Below are 20,842 nucleotides of genomic sequence, written 5' to 3' on the forward strand. Positions count from 1 at the left end.
AAAAAACGGCGATCAGGAACCGCCGCCAGATGGAGTGTAAATTTTTAACCGATCACTTCGATACCTGGATGCTTCCTGATATCAAATTTAAATTTTGAATCGGGTATAGATACATTTGTTTTTATGTTAGATAGCGTAAACCTGGTGGTATTCCCATTCTTATCAACCACGTTAGCTGCTGTGATCATGTGGGTGGTTTTTGAAATAAACAGGTTTATTTTAGAAAAACTTTGTCTTTTATCGGCAGGAGCCAACTCAATATTATAGGTGTTTCCGGCAGAAGACACGAGTTTAGAAGTAAAACCTTTCGCAAAATCGCCGTTCACCAGCCGCTGTGGTGTGATGGCGCTTGCATCTTTCAGGGGGCTGCTGATCTGGACTTCATCCGAACCATTAAAATTCCACACAGAACCGCCGTCAAAGAAAATCTCATTGCTGCCTTGTTTGATGTAGTATTTATTGCCTTTCAAAGACATGATGCCATTCACCGTTCCCTGGCTTTTATTGTTGCGGTCTACAGTGGTGTAAGTAAAGTTGGCAGTAATGCCGGTAGACGCTTTGATTTTTTCACTTACTTTAGAAAGAATACTTTCTGCTGTTTGTGCATTTATTTGCGTAAACGATAATAATGCCGTACCTATAAGGACTAATAATCTGTTCATTTCAATCGTAATTTAAAAGTTCACAAAAATAATGTTTGTGTTGTATTAAAGACATTTATATAAAATCAATGTTTAAGAAACGTGATTATTTAACAAAATCAATCATTACAGGATGTATACAGATTGTTATCAATTGCTATATTTGTATGCGCTTCCGGTAAATTGTTTTCCCCAATTTGCTGAAAAGTAATACCTTTGTGAACTTTATAAATTTCCTTTGGTAAAATTTGTAAAAAAATAATTTATAAAATTTTCATGAAATAACCATATAAGTTAGGAATCTACAGCAATCGACAATGTCCTGACCTTAGAGATTAGATTTAAAACTTCGGTTATTCCATGTAACAAGTAAAATAAATTCAGCCGCGAAACGGCGAACGAAATAAATTCACATGAAAAGATCATTTTCATTTTTATTGTTTGGATTAATGTTGCTTTTGGCTGCTTCCTGCTCCACGGATTATGCTAAAATATTAAAAAGCAAAGACAATGAATACAAGCTTTCCAAAGCCAACCAGTTCTATGAGAGCGGCGTGAAATACAGCCAGGCAGGAGACAGGATTAAAGCCAACAGGAACCTGAACCATGCACATGAATTGTATGACGAGTTACTAAAAACTTTTTTGAAAGGTACGCCGCGCTATGAAGAGCATTTCTTCAAGTTTGCGATGGCTTCTTACCTGCTGAAAGATTATGTGGAAGCCGAAATGACTTTTAAAGCCTACATGGATAACTTTCCTACCGGCTCACACATTGAAGAAGCTTACTTCCTCAGAGGGAAGTCCCTGGCTAAAGCCTCGCCCCGTGCAGAGCTTGACCAGGCAAATACCATGAAAGCAATTTCCCTGCTGCAGGCATACCTTGCCACCTTCCCCAATGGCGCCAATGCTAAGGAAGGAGCAGAAATACTGCGCGGCCTGCAAAAAAAACTGGAAGAAAAACATTACCTGGCAGCCAAACTTTATTTCGACAGGGAACAATACCTTGCCGCACAGGTTACCTTCAATTCACTTATAGAAAGATTCCCGGAGTCTGAAAGGGGAGATGAATATGCTTATAAGGAAACGCTTTCTTCTTACCTGTATGCAAAAAACAGTTATTTGCATTTACAGGAAGCAAGATATACCAAGGCTTTGGAAAACGTACAGTACTTCAAAACGGGATACCCAAATAGCAAATATGCTAAGGAAGTAATTGATATAGAAAATAAAATAAACCAGGAAGTAAAAGCCCTAAAACTTCAACAAACACAATCACTCGTTAACAACATCTAATACAATGAGCAAATTAAGAAAACAAGTTGGTCAAAATATACCCGCAGTAGTTGAGACAAAAAACCTGATTGAAATTAAAGAAAAAACAGGCAACCTCTACGAATCTATTGTGGTGATCGCTAAGCGTGCCAACCAGATAAATCTGGCCATTAAAGAAGAGCTGCATACCAAGCTTGATGAATTTGCCAGCCATACAGACAGCCTGGAAGAAATTCATGAAAACAAAGAGCAGATTGAAATTTCAAAAGCATACGAAAGAATGCCCAATCCTGCTATTATAGCCACACACGAATTTATGGAAGATAAGATCTACTACCGCAGTTCAGAGGAAGACCTTTTCAGATAATTCTAAAAAATTATCAATGCAATAACCAAAAAGATTTTAGAACGACTATTGAATCTAAAAAGCTGGTTATTCCGTGTGGCAAACAGAAAAATTAAATAAGTAAATACACATGAAATAACTATAAAGATTAGGAATCTATACCAACCGGGAATGATAATAAAAATTAAGGTTTTGGTTATTCTATGTGACAAACAGAAAAAATTAAATATAAACACATGAAATTATTAGAATGCCATTCAGTTTATACCGGGTGGCATTCCTGATTTTTAAGTTACAGCCGAAGATCGCAGAATGCAGCAAGCCCTATAGAATGAAATATTAGTTTACTATCAATACCATGCAAGGAAAGAAAATACTTATCGGCATCACAGGCAGCATAGCAGCTTATAAAATTATTGAGCTGGTAAGAATGCTGGTAAAAGCAGGCGCAGAGGTGAAAGTGATCATGACACCTTCTGCCAGGGATTTTGTTTCCCCGCTGGTGTTGAGCACGCTTTCAAAAAATAAAGTACAATCAGATCTGTTTGCAGAAGATACCTGGTCAAACCATGTAATGCTGGGACGTTGGGCAGATGTATTTGTTATTGCACCGCTGAGCTGTAATACGCTTGCTAAAATGGCAACAGGCAACTGTGATAATTTTTTACTGGCTGTATATCTATCCGCCACCTGCCCCGTAATAGCTGCACCGGCAATGGATGAAGATATGTGGAAGCACCCGGCCACCAGGAAGAATGTAGAGACGATACTTGCGCATGGCGTAAAGGTGTTGAACGTAGCAAACGGTGAGCTTGCCAGCGGCCTCACGGGCGAAGGCAGAATGGCCGAGCCTGCACAAATCTTTGCAGCTCTTGCCAAAAGCTTTAGAAAAAATAGTTTTCAAGGGAAAAAAGTACTTATTACTTCCGGGCCTACTTACGAAGCAATAGACCCTGTACGTTTCATCGGCAACCATTCTTCAGGGAAGATGGGCATGGCGCTGGCAGAGGCATTTTACCTGCATGGCGCTGATGTAGTGGTGATAAGCGGCCCATCTAATATAACGCCTGCATTTGATGATATACAGGTATTGCATGTTACCAGCGCGCAGGAAATGTACAATACTGTTCATGCGCATTTCAATGAAACGGATATAGCCGTGCTTGCGGCGGCTGTAGCAGATTACAAACCGGCGACCGTAGCAGATCAGAAAATAAAGAAATCTGAAGTTCTTTTTAACCTGGAGCTTACCCGCACCAAAGATATTCTTGCATCCCTGGGAGAAATAAAAAATCAAGAACAATTGCTGGTGGGCTTTGCACTGGAAACAAACAATGCCTTCCAAAATGCAGTGGCCAAACTGGAAAATAAAAATGCCGATCTCATTGTGCTCAATTCCACGCAGGATACGGGCGCCGGCTTCGGCATAGATACCAATAAGGTCACCATATTTGACAGAGATGGAAATCAATACCCGTCTGCAGTAAAATCAAAAAAAGAAATTGCTGAGTTTATCGTGGAAATAGTACATAATAAATATTGTGCTAAGCCCGATCTGTAAACATTACTAACATTAACCCTGCTAACGCCTTAAAAACTTAATTTTGCAATCGAGTAGAAATACTAAAAATCAGAATGAGCCACAATAGTTTTAAACATCTTGCCATTTTTTTATGCTGTACAGTTTTGCTGATAGCCTGCTCTAAGGTACCGCGCAAATACATTCAGCCGGAAGAGATGAAAGAACTGATGTGGGAAATGATGTTTGCAGACAAGATAGCAGCCGAAGGCGGCCTGGTAATGCCGGCACTCACCGATACTATGTCTAAGGAATTCAGCAAAGTGCTGAAACACCACGGCGTGACACAGGCAAAATTTGTAAAGAGCCTGGAATATTACCAATCCACACCAGACATTCAAAAGGCGCTCTACGACAGCATTTTCAATTATGGCAGCCGCATGTCTGAAGCGGTGCAAGCACGTTTGCGTATAAAGGATTCTCTGCGCAATGCGCATATAGCTGACAGCCTGGAAAGCCTGGAGCCTGCAGCAAAGAATGTATCTTACATACAACGTACAAAACGTGCGTTTAAACTGTTTACTACAAACAGGTTTTACCAGAAAAGCCTCTACCGCAAGGATTAATAAGACTCAAAGCAGAGGATAACGCTGCAATATGCTACCATAGCATTCAACAAAAAAAGAGACAGCAGCAGCTATCTCTTTTTATCTTTTAGTAAGTTGGTATTACCATTTATCTACGTGTTCATTAGCCAGGTTGTCTCCTGAAGATGCAGAAGGTTTGTACTCAACAGGCGGCTCTTCCACGGTTTCGTCGGTCTTAGGTTGCTCTTCAGTCGGTTTGCTGATCTCCTGAACAGGTTCTTTTTTCTCTGCAGGCGTATACTCGCCTTCCTCGTATTCGTGGTTGAACGCATCAAAGTCAAAGTCAGGCATCAATTCTGTCTTCACGTGTTCAATGGTTTCTATAAGCGCTTTCAGGAACTTGTTGAAGTCTTCCTTATACAGAAAAACTTTATGCCTGTCGTAGCCATCGTCGTTAAAGCGTTTCCTGCTTTCGGTGATAGTAAGGTAATAATCGTTACTACGTGTTTCCCGTACATCGAAAAAGTAGGTTCTTCTTTTGCCTGCTTTTATGCGCTTACTGTAAACGCTTTCCTGTTTCTTATCATTATTTTCGTACGCCACAATACTATAATTTAATGTTCAAAAAAATACTTTATCAACTAATGTATACACAAATATAATATTGTTTTTTATCTGTCAAAATTTTTTTGCTAAAAAAATAAATAAGCATGAATTATAATTTGAAGCGTATCAATTATTATTATTTTAAAAAAGATAACGTAATGGTCTTAAACACGTTGCTGATAGTTGCATTTTATTTTAAAATATTAGTTTGAGCGGCTTACATATTTTTTAAAGTAGCCGCATTCTGCGATCACTTCCCGGTAATATTTTGTATCTGCGTATTTTTGTTTAAGGTCTTTGAATCCTTTCCATGCTTTGAAATTTATTACACCCTTTTCGTAAGGATAGTAATAATCTTTTTTGAAATACGTGTTTGCATAAAATTCATTACGTTCCACTTTTGCCAGCATGTATGCCATCCTGGCTTTTTCCTCCCTGTCATGGGCAGCCTTGTCGGCGATCTCATAATAATATTTCGCATATTTCATGCTGTGGAGGTATGGTTTATTGCGATCGAGGATATAGTTGCTCCCGTATTCTCCCACAATATCGTTGTAATAAAATGCGCGCGCATTGCCGAAGTAGGATGCATTGTAGAAGGCATTGCCCAGCAGCAATGCATTGTTGTATATATCTTCACCTGCGGCCAGTTTGCGTTGCATTTCCTGTACTTTTTCCAAAAAAGCGAGCTTGGTATATTTTACGCTTTGCTTTGCCTGGTGGTCGCAATCATTGCAGTCAGCGATCTTTCCGTTGAAGGGATTGCCGTACAATTGCATATCTTTATAAGATGAAGTATAGCGTTCACCATTACTGTAAGTACGCGTCACAGGTGTGGCTTTTTTCATAACCTCAATAGCATCGTCTATTTTATTATTGTAAAAAAGATATATGGCGCGGCTTTCGTAAATATCACTCAGGTTATATTGATACATTCCCGTAAACAATTCTTCCCAGGGTGTTTTGTTATTCTTCAGCAGAAATTGCTCTATGGCCCTGCTGTTATCCTGGTTTTGAAAGTATTTGCCGTCGCTGAAAACCAATTCCGACAAAAGGTGCTGGCCGTTGTCTCTGTACACTGCCGACAAATATTTCTTTATCCAAGTTTCTGTGTATGTGTGGCGGAAAGCATTGCTATGATCGGTGTTTGCTGCCGTTTCTTTATATAGCCAGACCAGGTGGGGCAATAAATCTTTTTCCACGGCAGCATCAATCTTTTTCACTTGCGAAATTTTATTTACCAGGTTAAACAATTTTATTTGTTTATCCACCAGTTCATTTCCTTTGTTTTGTGTTTTTGCCAGGGCAAATGCTTTTTCGGCGAGCCCATAATTTCCCTGGAAAATATTCAGGTATCCGGAAGCTAATGTCCACAATGCAGGATTATCCAGCAGCTCAGGCTTAGCCGCCACTTCGTTTATCCACTTCAATGTTGGCTGGTCTATCTTTCCTTTTATATGTTTAAAATAATCCCCGGTGGCTTTAAAACCGTTTTCGATGAATACATTAATGTTTTCTTCCTGTGAGTTTACCCAGCGAGTAAGCAGGAAATTCAGGTGCGGGCTGGCCGGGCTTAGCTTGTATATTTCCTTCATGGCAAGAGCCTCATCGCCATAATAGCCGTTCATAGCCCAGGCAGCAGCTTGTACATTTTTGTCCGAAGCCTGATGCAATACGCCCTGCAATTTATCTTTAGACATTGGCTTGAAATTGTACACCGCCATCTGGCGCAGAGAAGGCGCTGCATTGAATACCTCAGCAAACACGGCATTTGACTTCTCAAAATTCTTCTGGTTGTAATAAACGCCGCCCACATAAGCCAGGGCCCTGTAATAAAGTGTATTCCTGGGCTGTTCTTTTTCTGTTTTATTAAAATACCCGATCAGCGATTTCTGATCTACCGAATAGAACTTTGCTTTCATTGCCTGGAACCACATACGGTTGGCGATAAACGGGTCCGATTTGCCGGTCTTGTTATAAATTTGCTCGATTTTTCCTGCAACGGATGCATCAGCCTTTAGCGTTACGCGGTTTTGATAATCCCAGTAGTCATAAGTTTGTGCTGTATATTTTTCTATACTTTTCGCTACCTTCAGGAACTTTATGAAGTTTTTTACTTTGCTGTTGCCCAGGTTAATGTTATAAGGTGTTTCTGTATGTTCATTATTGTCAGCTGCTTTTTCAATACGGCCCAGGTCTTTTGTAATGCTGTCGTTGAGCAAATAATATTTCAGTGCATCCGGCTTCATAGCATTGCCCAGGTAGTCTTGCCAATCGGCCACTATATCCTCATTGTACATGGTGCTGTTTTCCATGTATGCATTATTGTAAAACCTGTCTGAAGGCGCGTAGAACATGGGCTCGTAAGACTTGTCGGCAAAGGCTTCCGGCGTGAATGATGACAGGTAAGAGAAATCCCAGCCGCCGTCTGCACAGGCGAATGCATAAGCCCCGCCGCCAAGTATGGCAGCAATGCTAAAAGCTGTTAACGAGTTTTTTAAAGATAGTTTTTTCATAAGCATTGATATTTGTAGAATCTAAATCGTAAAAAATAATTTCACCAGGCGGTTGTTTCAGGCTTTTACGCAGATCTGCCACCATTTCCTTCAAATCTTTTTCGCTGATGCTTTCTATTTTTACTTCATCGTCTTTTTTAAAATAATGACCAAAGTAATTACCTGATTGCAGCACAATAAAGCGGCTGTCATCTATTTTTTTAAAAGCCTTTTGCGCTTCCATATCTTTTAGACGTATCCTGCTCACAAGGCGTAAAATCTTGTTTTGGCGGCTGTGTATCATCCAGGCATATAGCGGTACTGCTACGTTTAACTGCAACGGATAGTTTTTCAATGAAGGTAAATATCTTTTGGCAATGTTGCGGTCGTAAATAGAATTTAAGGAGTCTGCGGCTATAGTACCCATGTTGTAATACATCAGTACGCCCTTGTGCACCTTAGGAATACCGGTCCTGTTGTGATATTTTGCCTGGTGCAATCGGATGGTGGCAGACAAGGTATCCTTCGTTTTTTCTGCCAACAGGTTTACAAAAGCAAGAAAACGGTCTTTGCTGTTAAGCGTCCAGTCGCAGTCCAGCTGAATTTCGCGGGTAGTGATATTGTTCTCCCGGTTTATCTGCCCGATGTAATCAACCACATGTGCTGCCAATTGAGGTAAGTCTGCACGTTCATTGAGCATCACCTCATTTTTTATATACACAACGGGTACAATTTCCTTTACAGGCGGTTTGCTCTCAAAAAATACAGGCATTACAGGAACGGGCGTATTATTTTTCATGGCTATATCAAAGTAGCGTACATATAGCTTGTTTACATCTAACTCTTCCAGGATTTGTTTTTCCGGCGCGGTTAAAGTAAAGTTTGTTTTCCAGTAATAAAATGCTGCTTCAACAGGATGTTTTTCTTCCTTACATCCTACCATAAAAAAAATGATCAGCAGCAGCCGGCATCGGTACATGCCGACGAAATTAAATATATTTTTCTGATTACTGAAACAAGTGCGTTGTTTGTGATATAAGTTATGCAAAGAGCTTATGCCTGCATCACCTGTTTGTTGTAGAGTTCTGCATAGTAACCGTTGTTTTTGATAAGCGCTGCATGGCTGCCCTGCTCTATAATGCGGCCTTCATCCAGTACAATGATCTTTGAAAAATCAAACACGGTAAATATCCTGTGTGTGATGATGATGGCTGTTTTATCGCCCAGCACTGTGTTGAGGTTGTTGATGATAATGTTTTCTGTCTTTGCATCTACGGCGCTGAGGCAATCGTCAAATATCATCAGCTCGGGTTTTTTGATCAGCGCCCTTGCAATGGATATACGTTGCTTCTGTCCTCCGCTAAGCGTAACGCCTCTTTCGCCTACACGTGTCTGGTAACCATTATCAAGCGATAAGATCTCGTTGTGGATACCGGCAAGCTTAGCTGCATTTTCCACCTGTTGTACAGTCGGGCTTTCTTTCAGCCCGAAAGCAATATTGTTGTAAACGGTATCGCTGAAAAGAAACACATCCTGTGGCACATAGCTGATATGATCGCGCAGGTGCGAAAGCCTGATGTTGTTGATGTTGGTATTATCAATCAATATTTTACCTTCGTCAGGTTCATAAAAATGCAACAGCAATTGTGCAAGGGTAGTTTTGCCGCTGCCGGTTTTACCCAGCACCAATACTTTTTCTCCTTTCCTGATATCAAGCGATAAATGATCAAGCGCTTTGATGCCGGTATTTTTATAGGTGAATGAAACTTTGTCGAACCTGATATCCGCATTAATATCCGCATTGATTGTTCCCGGCTTATCTTCAATCTCAGGCTGTGTTTCCAGGAACTCATTGAGCCTTTTCTGGGATGCAGACGCACGCTGTATCATATTGGCCACCCAACCGATGGCAGTAAAAGGAAATATCAGCATGTTGATGTACATCACAAACTCAACCACAACACCAATGCTGGATGAATTGTTCAGTATCATCATACTGCCGATGAAAATGGTCAGCAACGTGCTTAAGCCCACGATCATAGCGGTAGTAGGGAAGAAGACAGACTCTATCTTGGCCAGGCTTATAGCGTTGGTACGGTAGGCATCGTTGTTGATGCGGAAAAAGTTGATCATCGATTTCTCCTGCACGAAAGATTTGATCACCCTGATGCCGGAGTAAGATTCCTGTGCCGTGGTGGTAATGTCGGAAAGCTTAGCTTGTACAACTTCGCTTTTTTTGTGAATGATGGAGTTGACGAAATAAATGGTGACAGCCAGTACCGGTAGGGGAGCGAGGGTCAGCAACGAGAGCTTAACGTCTTTCCCAAACATATTGAAGAGGCAAAAAGCAATGATAGAAACGAGGTTTACCAGGTGCATAATGGCCGGGCCGGTGTAAAATCTTACCCTGCTGACGTCTTCAGCCATACGATTCATGAGATCTCCGGTGCTGTGCATCTTATAAAAACCCGCATCGAGCTTCTGGTAGTGATCGTAGACCTCATTCTTCTGGTCGTATTCAATATGCCTGCTCATTACGATCATGGTCTGGCGCATAAAGAACATCATCACCCCGCGGATAACTGCCAGTAGCAAGATCACCAGGCTGGATATCACCACGATTTTACCGTAGTCGAATTGGTCTACCCAGGCAAAGAAATTATTGATAAGCGCAAATTGGGAAGGATTTACAGAAGCAGGCTTGCCATTTGGCAGCATTTCCTGCACTTTGTTTATAACGTAGCCCGTAATTTCCGGGGCAAGCACCGCGAAATAATTGGAAGCGCATATGAACAGGATGCCGGCAAAAAACCTTAGCCTGTACTTCCATAAATATTTGTTGACTGCTTTAAGATGCTTCAATTGTTTTTTGGCAAAAATACGGCAAGTTGGCCAGATTTTTTTGGAGAAATAATAAAGTTACTGTTATTTTGCACCCGGAGAGATGGCAGAGCGGTCGAATGCGGCGGTCTTGAAAACCGTTGACTGTCACAGGTCCGGGGGTTCGAATCCCTCTCTCTCCGCTGAGAGGGGCTTCATCAAGAAGCCCCTCTTTTTTTTTGGCAAATCAGCAATCCTTTTTCTTTCATTTTCAGATGGTTATGGATCAGTTTCAAAACCTGTGGACTAAGCAAATAATTTAGTCAATCTAAAGAGGAAGAAATTAATATTTCCGACACCCCTAAACTGACTTCTGAACGCTTTTATCTTAGCATTGAACGATTCTGCTGAAGCATTGGTGCTCTTGTTATCAAAGTAGTTCAGTATGTTTCTATAATGGTTCTTTATCGTCCTGGACCGTATTGAATGATTTGAATCCCGAAGCCTCAACATGCTGATGCCACAGCCCCAATCTGGCATAGGCGACCCCCTTGTCCTTGATGCTGTTATAGATCCACGATAATCTCTGGCTTAACTCATAGGCTTTTTCTAGGTCTGCGTAGAGCCCAATAATATCCTGCCTCTATCCTTCTGGTCTTGGGTCCACTTGTCCTGGGATTTATAGAGCAGGTACCTGGATCTTGCGAGCAGCTGCTTAAGCTTTGTCATAAGCTGCTATAGCTTCTATTGAAACCTCTAACTTTTCAGCTATTTTCGCTAACTCTTTTTATTAAGTGTTGTTTTATTTCCACCTAGCTTATCCTGTAGCACATCATTTAGACCAGCAACCATCCCCTCTATAGCGGAGAAGCCCAAGTCCAAACAGCGTAAAATGTTACGGAGATAGCCGCACTATTACTGGTTTATCCACAATTATGGGTTGGGGATATTTCATTGTATATTCTCCGGTTTTCATTCTATCAATGATATTACCAATATAAAAAACTAATCCAATATCGTATTGAGCCATCTCCTTGTTTAAGCCGATTACATTTACCATAGGCTCATTAATTTTCCAAATGCGCCAATTAGCAGTATATTCTATTACGGGGTCTCCACGCCTTATGTCATAGTCTAATGTACTTCTGAAAAAAATATTTTCTGTATTTCCGACCTGTGGGCAGGAACCCATTTTTTCTATAATATTTTCCCATATCCCTACCTTTATAACAGTATGTGCATAAAGATCTACTTCATAACTGAGAATATCTTTGGTTGAAAAAGCATTAACTGTAAATTCATTTTTAAAGACTTTATGACCTGACTGTTTAGTTGCGTATAATCATCTGCAATATATTGGAAGCACTTAAATTTCTTTTCTGTTATTTGTACTTTAAAAATGTCTCCTTTTTTTATGTAAACTCTTTTTCTTTTTTTCATTAGTTTAGTATCTTATAATTGGATAAGTCGTATAGGTAGTGCGAATTTCAGCGCCCGGCAAAATTTTGGTGCGACCGAATTAATTTTATTGAATAATTGTCTCCACTTTTTTTAAGATCATAGAAGTTAATCAATTTTTGTTCTATTACCCTTGCATCTTATAAACTCATAGATTTTTGAAGTACAACTTGATACTCAAGTTTTGCCTTAGGTGTTAATGCTTGAAGATCCTCGCCAAATATCATTATAAAAGAAATTGTAAATCTGTTTTTTCTATGCTTCGACATGCCCTGTGGAATATGCGTTTTATTCAACATACATAGCTGATAACAACAATAACAAAGTATCTTTCTTTCTTATCACAAATACTGTATCGTTGTTTTTCTTTTTCAACAATTGATAAGGAATTTGTACATCAGAAATTTTATATTCATACGCTTTATTTGAAAATGAAATGATAGGACGCATGGCATCCCAATCTTGAAATTCTTTAGGAACATAAATAAAAGGAATGCTACTAGCAATCACTAAACTATCATTAATAAAAATACCTCCTCTGCTTTGCTTATTTGTAATAAGTAAATTTATACTATCTTTTTTTTCAACTGGCCTATAGTTTTCAACTCTTTTATTTTCTATAAAAAAAGCAATTATGCAAAGCGTAAAAAAAGTTGTTAATATAATAACAATCCATTTTGCAGGTATTATAATTACCTTTTGTTGAGCCATAAAACATCTTTAATTCTTTTCGAGAAATCTTTAAATCTTTGTACCGTTGCTCCTCTATTGATATTAAATCCATTGAAAGAAACTGCATCTCCTGCAATTCGACATTTGCAATTTCGAATAGCTCTTTTATTCTACTTTAGTAAATCATCAGAACAATAAATTTTTTGCTCAAGTATTCAAATTAACTATTCCAAATATACTAAACAATACAATATTATACGAACCGAAAAAATATACATTTACCATTCAGAAACATCAATGCTATTCTACATTTGCAATGTAGAATTTGCTATCCGGAGATTTGAAATCTCCCGATACGGCTTCGTGACTGCAAATCACGAAGAGCAGGGCGAAACAGTTTGGTTGAATGAAGTAACTGACGAGGAATATAAACAATAATCAAAACCGAACGAAAAAAAAGCTAAATGAATTTTAGCTAAAAGTGGCTAAATGCCCCAAATTTAGGCACTTATAGCATTAAAGCTAACCCCAAATCAGGAATTTCAAAATGAAGCGAATGGATAAATTTTACAATGAAACCTATCTTTAATTGTCATCCCGCAGGTATAATATTCAATACCATTAAACCCCATTTGATTCAACCGTTAAATGGGGTTCTTTTGTAGGTATTCAATTTTACCATATTTCTACAAGTTAATTTACCTAAAGCATTTTACATATTTATACGACAGGTTAATGACATCAATGTAGCAACCGAACTAATCAAATTCTCGGATTGGCGATTCACAACTTACATCATTCAGAAGACGGTAAAGACCGTAAGATGGATATGAATGCCGTGAAATACTATGGAGGATTGAATAATTTTTTCGGTAAATTTCGGGGCGATTAGCAACCAATTAAAAATAGATTGTAAGGTTATTGAACGCCAATTTTTCGGAGAAAAAGCATCTGCATAGCTTTATAAATTAAAAAACAGACGGCAGAAATGAAAAAATGTTGCTAAACGTTTTAATTCTTATCAATGAATATGAGAAGAAATACCTGAATAAAGAGCAGCAAAATAATTGCCGCCAGTGAAAAAAAGAATTTATTTCAGTTTACTTCTCATAGACATATTATAGGGAACAAATCCCTCTCTTAAATACAGTTGATAGGCTTTTTTATTTTTAGCTAATACTGATAATTCGAGATAGTCCACGTCATTTCGGAAACTCCAATCTTTTATTTTGTCAATCAGTTTAGCACCGATCCCTTGCCCTCTATAATGTTCATCGACAACAATATCCATTAAATAAACAGAATTTAATTGTTTAAAACATTCATAGGGCGGGGATGTTTGTAATTGTGCAATTACAAACCCGGCAACTAAATCGTTTTTTTCATACACATAGCCTACAAAACCGTTTTGTTGGTCAATTATGCTTTTTAAAAAATCTTCATTTTGATAGGTTGGCTTATGATAATACGGTTCTGTTTGAGCAGTTAATTTGAATAATGCAAAATACAATTCATTCACTCGTTGTATATCTTCTTTTGCAATCAATCGAATCATTGTTTGTAATTGTTTGTTGGGAAGCTAAAATTATAAAATAATTCATAGATCACTGAATTTGAAAACAGATGCTGAGTAAATAAATAAAGACATAGACAGACTTGTCTGTTTGTTTTTTATTACATACTGTTATCATGCAACAAACAAAAGATCATCCTGCGAAATTGCCGGTATGCTGCCGCTTGAAAGATCTGTTATGCCTGCTGCCGGAAAACTTTTTTCTTATGCCGGCCGTGGGTATTGTTATTCCTTCTTTCCGCAGTAAAAGGCCTGTTGCCCACGGGTGGTTTTGATAATGCATTTTTTGAAGAAAACTCTAACACGGTATGAAAAGGATGTGCTTCTACCAGAGGTATTTTTTTACCGATCAGTTTATGGATATCTTTCAATGCAGCTAATTCCTCTGATTCACAAAAAGAAAATGATATACCGCTTGCACCTGCACGGCCTGTACGCCCTATGCGATGTACATAAGTTTCGGGTACATCGGGCAGGTCGTAATTGATCACATGCGTCAGGTCATCCACATCAATGCCACGGGCAGCAATATCGGTTGCTACGAGTACCCTTGTCTGGCGTGATTTAAAATTGCTCAGTGCGCGCTGACGCGCTGCCTGCGATTTGTTTCCATGGATAGCTTCCGCGCTGATGCTATTGCGCAGCAACCCTTTCACAACCTTGTCGGCTCCGTGTTTGGTACGGGTAAAAACCAAGGCGGTTTCTATTCCTGCATCAGACAGAATGTGCATCAGCAGATCCGGTTTATTTTTCCGCTCCACGTAAAATAAAGACTGGTCAATGGTTTCCGCTGTGGATGACACAGGAGTTACTTCTACTTTCACAGGAGCAGTCAAAATATTATCCGCCAGTGATTGTATTTGCTTTGGCATGGTTGCCGAAAAGAAAAGCGTTTGTCTTTTCACGGGTAGTTTAGCGATCACTTTTTTTACGTCGTGCACAAAGCCCATGTCAAGCATGCGATCGGCCTCGTCAAGCACAAAAATTTCTATATCGCGTAAACTAATGAATCCCTGGTTCATCAGGTCGAGCAAACGGCCGGGTGTGGCCACTAATATGTCCACTCCTTTTTTTAATCCCTGTACCTGCTGTCCCTGGTTTACGCCGCCAAAGATCACGAGGTTGCGGAGACCGAGGTTTGCGCCATATGCTTCAAAACTCTCCTGGATCTGTATGGCCAGCTCACGTGTAGGCGTAAGAATGAGCGCACGAATGTGTTTAATGCGTGGCGAAGTTTGTGCGGAATTGTCCAATCGCTGCAGCATAGGTATGGCAAACGCAGCAGTTTTACCGGTACCGGTTTGTGCGCAGCCCAGCACATCCTTTCCGTTCAAAATATGTGGGATGGCCTGTTGCTGGATAGGTGTAGGATTTGTATAACCCTGTTTATTAAGTGCATCAAGGATGGGCTTAATAAGTTTTAAGTCTGTAAATAACAATTAGTTTGTATTTAAAAATGAGTGCGGAAATGAAGTACAACTTCATCAATAAAAATTGGAACCTGCCGTTGAATGGCGCTTATTGTGGGATGGTTAGATCTGGAATAAAAGTCCGGCTTCTAATGCCGCGAAATAAATGAACTGGTGCAAAGGTACGGATTTTCAGGATAAATTTTGCCGGTGCAGAATTTTATCCGGATTTTTAATTTTTCATTCAGCGATTTCTTACCCGTTACCTGCGCGGGTAGGACGGATCTGTGATAATGTTTTCCTATTTTACATGAAACCATAAAATTAGCGTTGGAGATAGTATCTCCAGGCTTCGCTTTTATTTTTAGTTGCAACGCGTTATCCTGGTACTTGAAAAGTTACAACAATATACGAAAAGTTTTATACCGTAAACAGCCGGCACAATTGCATTATTGCATCACTGGAAAAATTTCATCATGATAACTATCTTTTTTCTAACGCCTGGTACAATATCTCCACCGGGTGCAATGCTTTTCTCTGCGTTCCGTCTTTGATCTGGTGTCGGCAACTGGTGCCGGAAGCTGCAAGGATCGTATCTTCCGCGGCATTCCTCACGGCGGGAAACAATACCAGTTCGCCCACCTGCATCGATACATCAAAATGCTCTTGCTCGTAGCCGAAAGATCCTGCCATACCGCAGCAACCGGATGGTATTGTCTGCACTGTATAATTCCGCGGAATGCCCAGCAGGCGGTGAATTGCCGGAACGATCTTAAAAGATTTCTGGTAGCAATGGCCATGGAGTTTTACCAGTTTTGTGTCACTGGTAAACATTTCTGTGGTAATATGGCCTTTATCAAATTCATTGATCAAAAACTCTTCTATGCAAAAGCTGTTAACAGAGAGGTGTTGCGCCTTGCTTCGGTTCTCTTCTGTGCAAAGGTCCAAAGCTTCATCCCTGAAAGTGAGGATGCCCGATGGCTCTATGCCAATCATAGGAATATCGTGCGTTACGTATTTGCTGAGCGTTTCTATATTTTCATTGATGATCTTTTTGGCTTTTTTTACCAGCCCTTTGGAAAGATAAGTCCTGCCGCTCTCCAGGTGCTTTGGCATCAGCACTTCATAGCCCAAAGCCTGCAGGAGCTTTAGGGTTGTAATGCCTATCTCCACATCGTTGTAGTTGGTAAACTCATCGCAGAACAAAACCACTTTTTTTGTGGATGGCATACCTGGGCTGTTATGCCGGTTGTACCATTTTCTCAAAGAAGTTTTGCCTACTGTTGGCAGCGACCTGCCGGCAGCAAAGCCAATGGTTTTTTTCACCAGCCCGCTCAGGGTTTTATTGGATACCACAAGGTTGTATAATGCAGGTACCCATATAGCCAGCTGTTGTGTTTTGGTAAAATTACCGATCAGCCAGGTGCGGAAAGGCACACCATTAGCTTCGTAGTAATGTTGCAGGAATTCGGCTTTGAGCTTGGCCACATCTACACTTGACGGGCATTCTGATTTGCAGGCCTTGCAACTCAGGCACAGATCCATTACCTCTTTTATTTCCTGATGGTTAAATGGGTTATCACCCGCATGGTTGGTGAGAAATTGGCGCAGTATATTTGCCCTTGCGCGTGTAGTATCTTTCTCCCTGCGCGTAGCCATGTAAGAAGGGCACATGGTGCCGCCTGTAAGATGGGTTTTGCGGCAGTCGCCGGAACCGGAACATTTCTCTGCCAGCTTTAAGATGCCTTCCTGGCGGGAAAAATCGAATACAGTTTTAACAGCTGTTGTTTTCTTTCCCGCCTCATACCGCAGGAACTCATTCATGGGCGGTGTATCAACGATCTTGTTGGCGTTAAAAATATTTTGGGCGTCAAACAACTGCTTCACCTCTTTCAAAAGCGCATAAACATTGGCGCCCAGCGCGTTGGGTATAAATTCACCACGTAATCTTCCGTCGCCGTGCTCACCGCTTAGAGAACCGTTGTGTTTCTTAACCAGTTCAACTGTATCGCGTAAAACATTACGGAAAGTTTCTTTGCCTTCCTGCGTTTTAAGGTTAATCATGGGCTCTACGTGGAGTTCTCCTGCGCCGGCATGCGCATAGTATGAGGCAGTAAGTTTATATTTTTTCAATACTTCCTGCAGGTCTTCGATGTAAGCGGGAAGATCTTCGGGAGCAACAGCGCAATCTTCTATAAGGTTCACCGGCTGTGCATCTCCGGGCATGTTGCGTATCAGGCCCAGGCCTGCTTTTCTGATATCCCACACCAGTTTTGTTTTTTCTCCTTTGATCACGGGGTAGGCATAGCCAAGTCGATGCTGCGTGAGTTCAGCGATCAGCTTTTCAGCTTTTTCATCCAGTGTGCTTTCGTCCTCTTCCAGGAATTCCACTATCAGCAATGCTGCAGGATCGCCTTTCAGAAAGAAGCGGTTGAGCTGGTAAGTGAGATGGCCTTTGGTGAAGTCCATGATGTACTTATCCACCAGTTCTGATGCCATAGGCTTATGCTTCAGCGCAACAAGGTTGGCATGTAAAGACTCTGCAAGCGTACTGCAATGTATGCACACTACGGCTTCCTTCCCGGGAGGAAGGGGCAGTAGGTTAAGCTTTGCTTCAGTAATCAAGCCAATGGTACCTTCTGAGCCTGCAAGTATGGTGCACAGGTTAAAGCCGCCATTATGTTTTTCTTTTTCTTCCAGCAAAAGGTCTAAAGCGTAGCCTGTATTTCTTCGTGTCAGCGACTTTTTAGGATAGCCGTTTTGTATATCCTGTACTTTGCCTGCATTTTCCAGCATGCCTGCAAGACCCGCATAGATACGCCCTTCCAGCGAATCCTGTTTTGCTTTAGTATCAATTTCTTCTTTGGTAAAATATTTAAATGTTGCCTGTGAATTATCGCTTAGCAACACTTCTGCTTCAATCAGGTGTGTACGGGCATCTCCCCACACTATGGAATGCAGGCCACAGGAGTTATTCCCGATCATGCCGCCGATCATGGCCCTGTTTGCGGTAGATGTTTCAGGCGCATACATCAGCCCGTACTGCCGCAGGTATACATTCAGGTCGTCGCGGATGATGCCGGGCTGTACGCGCACCCATTTCTCTTCCACATTCAGCTCTATGATTCGGTTAAAATATTTGGAAATATCCACAACAATGCCGTTGCCTACAACCTGCCCGGCGAGAGAAGTGCCTGCGGCCCTCGGTATCAGGGTGGTACGGTTGGCAATAGCAAAATCTATTAAAAGCCTTATGTCATCAGCATTTCGAGGCAATGCAACTGCTAAAGGTTTCTCCTGGTATACCGATGCATCCGTAGAGTAAATCATGCGCTGTGCGTGGTGCAGGCTGCTTTCGTCGTAAAAAAGTTCGCCACTGAATTGCCGGGCAAGCGCCCTGAAAAATTGGTTATCCGCCATCGTTATATTTAGAATCAGCCCTAAAATTACTACTTATTTAGGATGCGTGCATTTTTATTGTACAGGAGAAAATAAACGGTATGCAAGATCCAGCTTAACCAAAACAGGTAGAAGCCTACATGAAACTTTTCCTTTAAAAGCCGGTAGGAAAAAGTATTGTTGAAATCGTTGAATGTAAATACCAGCCCAAGAATAGCCACCGCCATCAAAGCCCATGACAGCCAGTTCTTTTTAAGGAAATGTTGCAGAAGTATCAGTATCAGCTGAATGCCGAAGAGCAACAATGCTGTCTTCCACCAGGAACGGAATACGCCGTATTCCTGGTAAAAAAACTTGATGCCGATCTTGCCTATAAAAGACATTTGTGCAATCAGGAAGCCTGAAATTATGGAAAAAAGCAGTTGAAGCAGCAATAAAAAAGTTATTCGTTTCATTCTTTAAAAATTGATTTAAAAATTAATACGTAATTTTATATCCGGTTACCGGTTGATTCAATCATAGGCAAAGGAATGATTATTTCACGATATTGCATTGATTTCAGCGGATAAGATGATCTCCGGAAGATCATGCACGCGAACTTAAATTGTGCATCATGAGATGTTTGCAAATAAAGAATATATTATTGAACCAAAATTTAGCGCTGCTGCTATTCATGCTCCCTGCTATTATTTCTGCACAGGTAACCGTAGGCGATTGCAAGGTTGTTTACCGCGTACTGGCAGAGGGCAATGATGCTGCAAATATATTTAAAACTTCTTCTAAAACTTTTTATGTACGCGGTAATAAAACGCTTACAGAGACGGTTTTCGGGAATTTTAAACAATCAGTTTTTTTCAATGCCAATGACAGCACTTCGGTAATTTTAAAAGAGACCGGCGCTGATAAATTCATTACCTATCTTAGCAAAGACAGCTGGCTTGCTCAGAATGCCAGGCTAATGCATGCGGAATTTAAACCATTGAATGAAATCAAAAAGATACTGGGCTACACCTGCCACAAAGGAATAATCACCAAAGCTGCGGGAGACCGCATCACGGTATACTACACCAAAGACATAAAGCCTACTGTAAGCGAGTATCCATACCTGTTTCAGCAGGTGCCGGGGCTGGTGCTGGAGTACCAGACTACGCGCGAGAATAACCTTAAGATATCTTACATTGCCAGCTCTGTAAGCTTATTGCCGGTGGCTGCTTCCGTGTTTGATATACCCAAACAGGGTTATCGTGTTTTAGATCAGTGAGCGCCGGCGTAGAGCAGGAATATTGCGGGCCGTTTATGTATATCCGGTAAGTTTTTTTTCCATTCACCGGTAGTTTTTGTGCGTATGCTTTCGGTAGGAGCTGTGATATCTACAGCAATACAGAGTTTTACAGATGCTTTGCAGGTTTGCACAATATCATTCACAAGTGCATTGTTGCGGTAAGGCGTTTCTATAAAAATGATAGTAGCATTTTTATTCCCCGAGCGTTCTTCCATCTCCCTGATGGCTTTTTTCCTTGCATTGGACTCAATGGGCAGGTATCCCGTAAATTCAAACTGCTGGCCGTTCATGCCGCTGGCCATTAAGGCAAGCAACATAGAGTTGGGGCCTACGAGCGGCATAACCTGCGCGCCTATTTCCTGTGCTTTTGCTACCAGTATCTGCCCGGGGTCGGCCACGCCGGGGCAGCCCGCTTCGCTCAGTATGCCGATAGTTTCTCCATTGCTGAGCCTGCGTACAAATTCGTTAACGGTTTCTTTCTCTACTTTTTGTATGGCCATCCAGAAATGGTCATCTACCACAAAATTTTTGTAAATTTTTTTAATGAACCTGCGTGCTGTTTTTTCATTCTCCACGAAGAAACTGCTGCATTGCTTTACAGCATCTGTAACGTAAGTAGGGATTGCATTCAGCGCATTTTCATCTTCGTGCAATACACAGGGTATCAGGTATACTTTGCCCTTCATTGATCTGTTTTAATTTGTGCTGACGAATATAAAATTTAATCAGCAAATAAAATCATTCCTGTATTTTTGCTGCGT

At 40.8% G+C, this 20,842-nt stretch carries 18 protein-coding genes and 1 tRNA gene; 6 read left to right on the plus strand and 13 right to left on the minus strand.

All coding sequences use genetic code 11. The features are described from left to right. Positions 1-44 precede the first annotated feature (44 nt). Positions 45-662, minus strand: a complete 618-nt coding sequence (locus OD355_RS04735) for a LolA family protein (RefSeq protein ID WP_263037307.1) — start codon at positions 660-662, stop codon at positions 45-47. Positions 663-1,054: 392 nt separating this feature from the next. Here OD355_RS04735 and OD355_RS04740 point away from each other — a divergent pair, with 392 nt between their 5' ends. From OD355_RS04740 to OD355_RS04755, 4 genes are all read left to right on the plus strand, one after another. Next, complete coding sequence (locus tag OD355_RS04740) at positions 1,055-1,936, plus strand: outer membrane protein assembly factor BamD (RefSeq protein WP_263037308.1); 882 nt, start codon at positions 1,055-1,057, stop codon at positions 1,934-1,936. Positions 1,937-1,940: 4 nt separating this feature from the next. Next, on the plus strand, positions 1,941-2,282 hold the full coding sequence (locus tag OD355_RS04745) for a DNA-directed RNA polymerase subunit omega (protein WP_263037309.1): 342 nt from the start codon (positions 1,941-1,943) through the stop codon (positions 2,280-2,282). Positions 2,283-2,619: 337 nt separating this feature from the next. Continuing rightward, positions 2,620-3,822: a bifunctional phosphopantothenoylcysteine decarboxylase/phosphopantothenate--cysteine ligase CoaBC gene (gene coaBC, locus OD355_RS04750; RefSeq protein ID WP_263037310.1), complete on the plus strand. Its 1,203-nt coding sequence runs from the start codon at positions 2,620-2,622 to the stop codon at positions 3,820-3,822. 74 nt (positions 3,823-3,896) lie between these two features. Next, positions 3,897-4,406 (plus strand): DUF4296 domain-containing protein, encoded by a 510-nt coding sequence (locus tag OD355_RS04755; protein WP_263037311.1) that lies wholly within the window; start codon positions 3,897-3,899, stop codon positions 4,404-4,406. Positions 4,407-4,508: 102 nt separating this feature from the next. On the opposite strand, the gene OD355_RS04760 is transcribed toward OD355_RS04755, so the two are convergent. The 4 genes from OD355_RS04760 to OD355_RS04775 form a co-directional block, all read right to left on the minus strand. Then, entirely contained in the window at positions 4,509-4,970 is a 462-nt protein-coding gene (locus OD355_RS04760; RefSeq protein WP_263037312.1) for a PUR family DNA/RNA-binding protein, read from the minus strand. A 206-nt stretch (positions 4,971-5,176) separates the two neighbouring features. Beyond that, positions 5,177-7,489 (minus strand): hypothetical protein, encoded by a 2,313-nt coding sequence (locus OD355_RS04765; RefSeq protein WP_263037313.1) that lies wholly within the window; start codon positions 7,487-7,489, stop codon positions 5,177-5,179. Then, a complete protein-coding gene (locus OD355_RS04770; protein WP_263037314.1) occupies positions 7,449-8,447 on the minus strand; it encodes a hypothetical protein in 999 nt (332 codons plus the stop codon). Before OD355_RS04770 ends, OD355_RS04765 begins: the two co-directional genes overlap by 41 nt. 74 nt (positions 8,448-8,521) lie before the next feature. Continuing rightward, positions 8,522-10,330 carry an ABC transporter ATP-binding protein gene (locus tag OD355_RS04775; protein WP_263037315.1) on the minus strand — a complete coding sequence of 603 codons (1,809 nt, stop codon included), beginning with the start codon at positions 10,328-10,330 and terminating at the stop codon, positions 8,522-8,524. Positions 10,331-10,406: 76 nt separating this feature from the next. Here OD355_RS04775 and OD355_RS04780 point away from each other — a divergent pair. Continuing rightward, positions 10,407-10,491, plus strand: a tRNA-Ser gene (locus tag OD355_RS04780). A gap of 103 nt (positions 10,492-10,594) precedes the next feature. Here the strand turns inward: OD355_RS04780 and OD355_RS13930 are convergent. From OD355_RS13930 to OD355_RS04815, 7 genes are all read right to left on the minus strand, one after another. After that, positions 10,595-10,828 carry a transposase gene (locus OD355_RS13930; RefSeq protein WP_382303462.1) on the minus strand — a complete coding sequence of 78 codons (234 nt, stop codon included), beginning with the start codon at positions 10,826-10,828 and terminating at the stop codon, positions 10,595-10,597. A 355-nt stretch (positions 10,829-11,183) separates the two neighbouring features. Next, positions 11,184-11,480 (minus strand): hypothetical protein, encoded by a 297-nt coding sequence (locus OD355_RS04790; protein ID WP_263037317.1) that lies wholly within the window; start codon positions 11,478-11,480, stop codon positions 11,184-11,186. A gap of 554 nt (positions 11,481-12,034) precedes the next feature. Continuing rightward, complete coding sequence (locus OD355_RS04795) at positions 12,035-12,457, minus strand: hypothetical protein (RefSeq protein WP_263037318.1); 423 nt, start codon at positions 12,455-12,457, stop codon at positions 12,035-12,037. Positions 12,458-13,508: 1,051 nt separating this feature from the next. Next, on the minus strand, positions 13,509-13,973 hold the full coding sequence (locus OD355_RS04800) for a GNAT family N-acetyltransferase (RefSeq protein ID WP_263037319.1): 465 nt from the start codon (positions 13,971-13,973) through the stop codon (positions 13,509-13,511). 194 nt (positions 13,974-14,167) lie between these two features. After that, on the minus strand, positions 14,168-15,430 hold the full coding sequence (locus OD355_RS04805) for a DEAD/DEAH box helicase (protein ID WP_263037320.1): 1,263 nt from the start codon (positions 15,428-15,430) through the stop codon (positions 14,168-14,170). Positions 15,431-15,883: 453 nt separating this feature from the next. Continuing rightward, a complete protein-coding gene (locus OD355_RS04810) occupies positions 15,884-18,820 on the minus strand; it encodes an FAD-binding and (Fe-S)-binding domain-containing protein (protein ID WP_263037321.1) in 2,937 nt (978 codons plus the stop codon). A 29-nt stretch (positions 18,821-18,849) separates the two neighbouring features. Further along, complete coding sequence (locus tag OD355_RS04815; RefSeq protein ID WP_263037322.1) at positions 18,850-19,254, minus strand: hypothetical protein; 405 nt, start codon at positions 19,252-19,254, stop codon at positions 18,850-18,852. A 188-nt stretch (positions 19,255-19,442) separates the two neighbouring features. On the opposite strand from OD355_RS04815, the gene OD355_RS04820 reads away from it, so the two are divergent. Then, complete coding sequence (locus tag OD355_RS04820; RefSeq protein WP_263037323.1) at positions 19,443-20,060, plus strand: hypothetical protein; 618 nt, start codon at positions 19,443-19,445, stop codon at positions 20,058-20,060. Here OD355_RS04820 and OD355_RS04825 read toward each other — a convergent pair. Further along, positions 20,054-20,767 carry an SAM-dependent methyltransferase gene (locus OD355_RS04825; protein WP_263037324.1) on the minus strand — a complete coding sequence of 238 codons (714 nt, stop codon included), beginning with the start codon at positions 20,765-20,767 and terminating at the stop codon, positions 20,054-20,056. The two genes, OD355_RS04820 and OD355_RS04825, sit on opposite strands and share 7 nt — an antisense overlap. Positions 20,768-20,842: the final 75 nt, after the last annotated feature.

This window comes from Haoranjiania flava (genome assembly GCF_025631005.1).
Taxonomy (GTDB): domain Bacteria; phylum Bacteroidota; class Bacteroidia; order Chitinophagales; family Chitinophagaceae; genus Haoranjiania; species Haoranjiania flava.

Coding starts and splice junctions, on each gene's coding strand:
- OD355_RS13930 (WP_382303462.1), bottom strand. CDS start 10,828: ATGCCAGATTGGGGCTGTGGCATCAGCATGTTGAGGCTTCGGGATTCA.
- OD355_RS04795 (WP_263037318.1), bottom strand. CDS start 12,457: ATGGCTCAACAAAAGGTAATTATAATACCTGCAAAATGGATTGTTATT.
- OD355_RS04825 (WP_263037324.1), bottom strand. CDS start 20,767: ATGAAGGGCAAAGTATACCTGATACCCTGTGTATTGCACGAAGATGAA.
- OD355_RS04740 (WP_263037308.1), top strand. CDS start 1,055: ATGAAAAGATCATTTTCATTTTTATTGTTTGGATTAATGTTGCTTTTG.
- OD355_RS04800 (WP_263037319.1), bottom strand. CDS start 13,973: ATGATTCGATTGATTGCAAAAGAAGATATACAACGAGTGAATGAATTG.
- OD355_RS04815 (WP_263037322.1), bottom strand. CDS start 19,254: ATGAAACGAATAACTTTTTTATTGCTGCTTCAACTGCTTTTTTCCATA.
- OD355_RS04770 (WP_263037314.1), bottom strand. CDS start 8,447: ATGTACCGATGCCGGCTGCTGCTGATCATTTTTTTTATGGTAGGATGT.
- OD355_RS04745 (WP_263037309.1), top strand. CDS start 1,941: ATGAGCAAATTAAGAAAACAAGTTGGTCAAAATATACCCGCAGTAGTT.
- OD355_RS04735 (WP_263037307.1), bottom strand. CDS start 662: ATGAACAGATTATTAGTCCTTATAGGTACGGCATTATTATCGTTTACG.
- OD355_RS04810 (WP_263037321.1), bottom strand. CDS start 18,820: ATGGCGGATAACCAATTTTTCAGGGCGCTTGCCCGGCAATTCAGTGGC.
- OD355_RS04790 (WP_263037317.1), bottom strand. CDS start 11,480: ATGGGTTCCTGCCCACAGGTCGGAAATACAGAAAATATTTTTTTCAGA.
- OD355_RS04765 (WP_263037313.1), bottom strand. CDS start 7,489: ATGAAAAAACTATCTTTAAAAAACTCGTTAACAGCTTTTAGCATTGCT.
- coaBC (WP_263037310.1), top strand. CDS start 2,620: ATGCAAGGAAAGAAAATACTTATCGGCATCACAGGCAGCATAGCAGCT.
- OD355_RS04755 (WP_263037311.1), top strand. CDS start 3,897: ATGAGCCACAATAGTTTTAAACATCTTGCCATTTTTTTATGCTGTACA.